Raw genomic sequence first — 5,802 nt, 5'->3', positions numbered from 1 at the left:
GGAGTTAGGAGTTAGGAGTTAGGAGTTAGGAGTTAGGAGTTTTGTTTATCTCCTTCTCCCCCTGCCTCTCCTGCTCCCTTGTCTCCCTTGTCTCCCTTGTCTCCCTCATCCCCCTTATCCCCCTCCCCACTTCAATTACACCTTAAGCGGTAGATACTCATTGTGTTTGTCCTCAGTGGTTACGAGTACCTTCTAGGCTTCTTCATCATCTGTAGCCTAGTTCCTGCCTTAGCGCTCTCAGCTTCCAAGCTCCTACGACCCAGTGGTTACAGCCCAGAACGTCGCACTACTTATGAATCTGGCATGGAACCCATTGGGGGAGCCTGGATTCAGTTCAACATCCGCTACTACATGTTTGCTCTGGTCTTCGTCGTCTTTGATGTGGAGACTGTATTCTTGTATCCTTGGGCGGTAGCTTTCCACCGTTTGGGGCTATTAGCATTTATTGAAGCACTAGTCTTTATTGCAATTCTTGTAGTCGCTTTAGTTTACGCATGGCGTAAAGGAGCTTTGGAATGGTCTTGAATTCTAACTTAACAACCCAGGGCAAAGAACGAATCATCAACCCCATTGAGCGTACCAATGTCACTCAAGACCTTTCAGAAAACGTCATTTTGACTACGGTTGATGACCTCTACGACTGGGCGCGGCTTTCTAGTTTGTGGCCGTTGCTGTTTGGTACTGCTTGCTGCTTTATTGAGTTTGCAGCTTTAATTGGCTCCCGATTTGACTTTGATCGTTTTGGGCTAATTCCCCGTTCTAGCCCCCGCCAAGCCGATTTAATTATTACGGCAGGGACTATTACGATGAAGATGGCTCCCCAACTGGTGCGTCTTTATGAACAGATGCCGGAGCCGAAGTATGTAATTGCAATGGGAGCTTGCACAATTACTGGCGGGATGTTCAGTGTTGATTCTCCCACAGCAGTGCGCGGAGTTGATAAACTGATTCCTGTGGATGTGTATTTGCCTGGTTGTCCTCCCCGTCCAGAAGCAATTATCGACGCAATTATTAAGCTGCGGAAGAAAATCGCTAATGAATCGATGCAAGAGCGGGATAAAATTAAGCAAACTCACCGCTATTACAGCACGACTCATAATTTGAAACCAGTAGAAGAAATCTTAACTGGTAAGTATTTGCAGTCAGCAACTCGCTCTGCACCACCGAAGGAATTGGCGGAAGCGATTGGTATGCCAATACCACCTGCACTGCTGACAGAAAAGGCGCAAAAGGAGGAACAAACCCGTGGCTGAAGAAGAATCTAAACCAGTGCCAGCAGCGAAAGAAGAGTCATTGGTACAAGCGGGTAAAGTTTCCCAGTGGTTGACGGAAAATGGTTTTGACCATGAGTTTTTAGCACCGGATAAGAATGGTGTAGAGATAATTAAGGTGGCGGCAGATTTTCTGCTTCCTACCGCTACAGCCCTTTATGCTTATGGGTTTAATTATCTCCAGTTTCAAGGTGGCGTTGACCTTGGGCCAGGACAGGAATTTGTAAGTGTGTATCACTTGATTAAAGTGGGTGATAATAGCGATCGCCCCGAAGAAGTTCGAGTTAAAGTGTTCTTACCACGGGAAAATCCTGTAGTGCCTTCTGTGTATTGGATTTGGAAAACCGCAGATTGGCAAGAGCGCGAGTCTTACGATATGTACGGCATTATCTACGAAGGACACCCAAATCTCAAGCGGATTTTGATGCCGGAAGATTGGGTAGGTTGGCCTTTGCGGAAGGATTACATCTCGCCTGATTTCTACGAGTTGCAGGACGCTTATTAGATAGTGCTGAATGAGACGCGATGAATAGAGACGCGATTCATCGCGTCTGTACAATATAGTGATTAACCCCTTTCCGGTGGCGGAAAGGGGTTATGTTTTTGGTGTTTTTATATAAAGTTGGTTGACAAAACTTGCTGTAATTCATTGACTGTATTTACAGTTTTAATTGCCTGTTGAATTGCTTTTAATTTCTGCAAATCCGTAATTTGAGAGATTATCGGCATCAATTCTAAACCTTGATTGCCAAACTTAATTTCTAATGCTAATTCAATTCCTGAATACAACTCCTCCTTTCTTCCTCGCAGTTCCCCGCGTGCTTCTCCTCGTTCTTCCCCTTTACTAAAAATTTCTTGATACCAAGGCGACTGCTCTAAAAGTGCCATATCCCACCTCAAAATTTGCTGAACTATTGCACTATCTAATACAAAGGTAGCAAAAAATCCTAATACTGTTTCTAGTTGATTCAATTGTTCATCTGCACGTAATATTCGCAATGCGTCCCTAATCGTAGACTCGTTATCACCCCCTTTGAGGATGGGTACAAATGGAAGTAGTGATGGTAATGGTTGTGCAAAGGCAATATTTACATCGACTTCCCACAGGTTAATGACACGGTAATCTTGAATAGCACGTAAACCAGCAATATTTAATGCATAACTTGTCGGTATTTCAGCGTCACTTGCCTTGAGGATATTAATTAGTACTGGATATGTTGGCAAATTATATTTTTCTTCTGCAAGTGCTGCATAAGCACGCATCCTACGCGGCATTTCTGGTTTATAGCGCAGTTGTAATTCGTTAAGAACGAGAAATTTTCCATGCTGGGGACTTTCGACACGGATTAAAACATCACTTTCTCTACTTATCCACTGAAATTCTGAGTTGAGAATTTCTCCAGCAACAATATCAGGAATTTGTGTTACCCATTTTACCCAGTTATCAGGTGCAAGGCCGATTAAGCGTTTGGTGCTGACATCGGCGGGTTTGATCATCGGGTTGTAAAGGTACTGAAAGTTATCAGATAATTGTACTTAAGAGGATGTTTGAAAAGTAGTATGTTGTGATTTTAATCGAATTATTACCCCCCTTAATCCCCCCGATGTTTTGGGGGGAAACAAGAAAATCCGGTTCCCTCCCCTTTATAAGGGTGAGGGTTAGGGTGGGGTAAATATTATAGAAAGCGATCGCACCCAATCTGAGATAATTTGAGACTATGCGATCGCACCCAGAATCTTTATCATAATTGGTGCGATCGCTAAAATATTCAGTAAGATTTCCTAGTAATCGGAATCGCTATCTCTACTTTTGTATCTATATTTGTGGGAAAATTTAACGTAAATATTTAAAGTAATATGTCAGAAATACCCCAAGACGATCGCATTTGGATTGTGACGGATGAAGTGCCGCAAATATCGATTCCTGATGGTGCTAAAGGCGGGAGTACTACTACGCGCGGTTGGGGAGACGAAGCTATCAGGGAAAGTATTGGTAGCAAAGGGGTAGGAGATGCCGTTAAGGTTAGCGCTCAAACATTAGAGCAAAATATGACTCACTTTCTCAAAGTTGTGGGAAGTTTGTTTAGTCAAGCTGAACAGCAAGCAAAAGTTAACTCCAAGATGCAGCTAGATGAAATTGAGCTATCGGTAGAAATTAGTGCAGATGGGGAAGTTAAATTAATTGGCAATGGTGCCAAAGCTGGGACTAAAGGAGCTATTAAGCTGAAGTTCAAGCGCCAAGAACCAGGGTGAGATGGCAAAAAATTGGGCGATCGCGATCGGTATTAACCAGTATGATTATCTGCAACCGCTAAACTATGCCAAGCGGGATGCACAGTTAATGCAAGAGTTTCTGGGCAATGAAGCCGGATTTGAGCGGATATTTTTTTTCTCCGATGACTCTCCTCCTGTTGACGGAAAATCTACTCGCCCAACTCGCACTAACTTACTGCGAGTCTTGCGGCAGTTATTTGACAATCCTTTTATGGGAGCAGGGGATAATTTCTGGTTTTTCTTCAGTGGTCATGGGATAAGATACGCTGATCGTGATTATCTCATGCCCTGTGATGGCGATCCAGAGGATATTGAAAACACGGCAATTGCGATTAACTTTGTGAGTGAACGCCTGCGTCGCTGCGGCGCTGATAATGTTGTCCTAATTCTGGATGCTTGTCGCAATGAAGGCAAAAAAACAGGTGAAGGAATTGGGCGACAAACCGCAGAAGAAGCACGTCAGCAAGGAGTTATCAGCATTTTTTCTTGTATTCCCCAAGAGTATTCTTATGAAATTGATGCTTTACAACAAGGTGCTTTTACCACTGCATTACTAGAAGGGTTAGGAATTCAAGGTAAATGCGCTACTGTTGAACGATTGGATCAATATCTCAAGTTTCGTGTGCCTGAACTGGTTCGCCAGTATAAAAATACAAGGCAAACGCCTTATGTGATTGCTGAACCTGTTAATAAATGTCACCTAATACTTGTGCCACGATATGCAACTCTAGCGGATATCGCCACGTTGAAAAATGATGCTTATCAAGCAGAAGTAAACAGGAATTTAGACTTAGCAGAGCAATTGTGGATTCGGGTATTAGCTGCGGCTTCAGGGCAAGATATGGATGCAGTGAGAGGTTTACAAAGAATTGAACGGTTGCGAGATAGTTCTGCAAATCCTGATTTACCTCAGCAAACAATTCCACAAGCATCTAAGTCAGTCACAAATACACCTATAAGTAAACCTTCTCAAACACCTCCCAAGCCAATCTCACCATCCCCTGTTAATAATACTCAGACTTCTGGTGCCGGACAATTTCTAACATCTACAATTGCAACACCTTCAACCCCATCAAAAAACCCAATATTACCTAACTGGTCACGGCGAAAGGTGATAACTGTTGGGTTTGCGGGTGCTGGGTTGGGTTTTGCAATTGTAGTACCTCGCATCTGGCGGTCTGATTTAGGAGAAACTGATTTAGCAGGAACAACTTCTACACCAGCAGCTACACGAGAAATAACAAGACTTCCTAGTAACCCGAACCCGTTTGGCGTTTCCTCCAATAGCTTAAAAAGCTTTTCATTTGAAACGGTGACTGTTGATGCACAGGGAAATATCACCAACCGCCGTAAAAAGGAAGCGAAATATTTTGAAGAAGACTTAGGGAATGGTGTCACCCTGGAAATGGTACAGATACCAGGGGGAACTTTTATCATGGGTTCACCGGAAGGAGAAGCCCAGAGAATTAACAATGAAAGTCCACAGCATCAGGTAAAAGTACCTGGGTTTTTCATGGGTAAATATGAAATCACCCAGGCGCAATATCAAGCAATTATGGGTAATAATCCTTCCAACTTCAAAGGTGAGAAACGACCTGTAGAACAGGTGAGTTGGAATGATGCAGTAGAATTTTGTAAAAAGTTGAGCCAGAAAACAAGAAAAACCTATCGACTACCTAGTGAAGCAGAGTGGGAGTATGCTTGTCGTGCTGGAACCAAGACCCCATTTTATTTTGGTGAAACGATTACCACAGATTTAGTTAACTACAAGGGTGACTATCCTTACGGCTCTGCACCGAAAGGGGTATATCGTCAACAAACAACAGATGTAGGAAAATTTTTGCCTAACTCTCTCGGTTTATACGATATGCATGGTAATGTATATGAGTGGTGTCAAGATGTATATAACGACAATTATCAGGGTGCGCCAAAAGATGGTAGTGCGTGGCTGACTGGTAAAGATAATAACATAAAGCTGCTGCGTGGCGGTAGTTGGATCTACGATGCCAGGATTTGCCGTTCTGCTGGTCGCAATAAGGCCGCGCGGATTCTTAGCTACGTTATTGGTTTTCGCGTGGTGGCGGTGGCTGTGGCGTGAGTACTCCCCATTGTCAGAGTTGGTGAGTAGGAATTTATTGAGCGTACACCAGGGAGTCCAGACCTAAACCAGCGAGGAAGGCGACAACCTCCGAATATAAAACCGAGTCGGATAGCTTGGTAGGTTGCAAAACCGAACAGTTGTTCGACTCAATTAATT

The 5,802-nt window shown here is 43.5% G+C and carries 6 protein-coding genes; 5 read left to right on the top strand and 1 reads right to left on the bottom strand.

Going from position 1 to position 5,802, the window contains the following annotated elements:
• Nucleotides 1–162: 162 nt before the first annotated feature.
• Genes ndhC through HWQ37_RS31625 form a run of 3 tightly spaced genes read left to right on the top strand, consistent with a single transcriptional unit; the run spans nt 163 to nt 1,776 of the window.
• Nucleotides 163–525: a photosynthetic/respiratory NAD(P)H-quinone oxidoreductase subunit C gene (ndhC, locus tag HWQ37_RS31635; RefSeq protein WP_094333328.1), complete on the top strand. Its 363-nt coding sequence runs from the start codon at nt 163–165 to the stop codon at nt 523–525.
• On the top strand, nt 516–1,253 hold the full coding sequence (gene ndhK, locus HWQ37_RS31630; RefSeq protein WP_194043101.1) for a photosynthetic/respiratory NAD(P)H-quinone oxidoreductase subunit K: 738 nt from the start codon (nt 516–518) through the stop codon (nt 1,251–1,253). Before ndhC ends, ndhK begins: the two co-directional genes overlap by 10 nt.
• Nucleotides 1,246–1,776 (top strand): NAD(P)H-quinone oxidoreductase subunit J, encoded by a 531-nt coding sequence (locus tag HWQ37_RS31625; protein WP_292754800.1) that lies wholly within the window; start codon nt 1,246–1,248, stop codon nt 1,774–1,776. Before ndhK ends, HWQ37_RS31625 begins: the two co-directional genes overlap by 8 nt.
• A gap of 107 nt (nt 1,777–1,883) precedes the next feature.
• Here the strand turns inward: HWQ37_RS31625 and HWQ37_RS31620 are convergent, their stop codons facing one another.
• Complete coding sequence (locus HWQ37_RS31620; protein ID WP_292754797.1) at nt 1,884–2,768, bottom strand: Rpn family recombination-promoting nuclease/putative transposase; 885 nt, start codon at nt 2,766–2,768, stop codon at nt 1,884–1,886.
• Nucleotides 2,769–3,128: 360 nt separating this feature from the next.
• Here HWQ37_RS31620 and HWQ37_RS31615 point away from each other — a divergent pair, with 360 nt between their 5' ends.
• Nucleotides 3,129–3,524, top strand: coding sequence for a Pepco domain-containing protein (locus HWQ37_RS31615; protein ID WP_292754795.1), 396 nt, complete (start codon nt 3,129–3,131; stop codon nt 3,522–3,524).
• A 1-nt stretch (nt 3,525) separates the two neighbouring features.
• Nucleotides 3,526–5,643, top strand: coding sequence for an SUMF1/EgtB/PvdO family nonheme iron enzyme (locus HWQ37_RS31610; protein WP_292754792.1), 2,118 nt, complete (start codon nt 3,526–3,528; stop codon nt 5,641–5,643).
• Nucleotides 5,644–5,802 lie beyond the last annotated feature (159 nt).

Origin of the sequence: Nostoc sp. NMS4, assembly GCF_017115095.1 — a bacterium.
In the GTDB taxonomy this organism is placed as follows: domain Bacteria; phylum Cyanobacteriota; class Cyanobacteriia; order Cyanobacteriales; family Nostocaceae; genus Nostoc.
The sequence above is the reverse complement of the archived record's forward strand: the minus strand, read 5'-3'. Positions and strand labels throughout refer to the sequence as shown.

Bases quoted from the DNA above. Each gene is read 5' to 3' on its own strand.
- HWQ37_RS31615 (WP_292754795.1), top strand. From the start codon at position 3,129: ATGTCAGAAATACCCCAAGACGATCGCATTTGGATTGTGACGGATGAA.
- ndhK (WP_194043101.1), top strand. From the start codon at position 516: ATGGTCTTGAATTCTAACTTAACAACCCAGGGCAAAGAACGAATCATC.
- HWQ37_RS31610 (WP_292754792.1), top strand. From the start codon at position 3,526: ATGGCAAAAAATTGGGCGATCGCGATCGGTATTAACCAGTATGATTAT.
- HWQ37_RS31620 (WP_292754797.1), bottom strand. From the start codon at position 2,768: ATGATCAAACCCGCCGATGTCAGCACCAAACGCTTAATCGGCCTTGCA.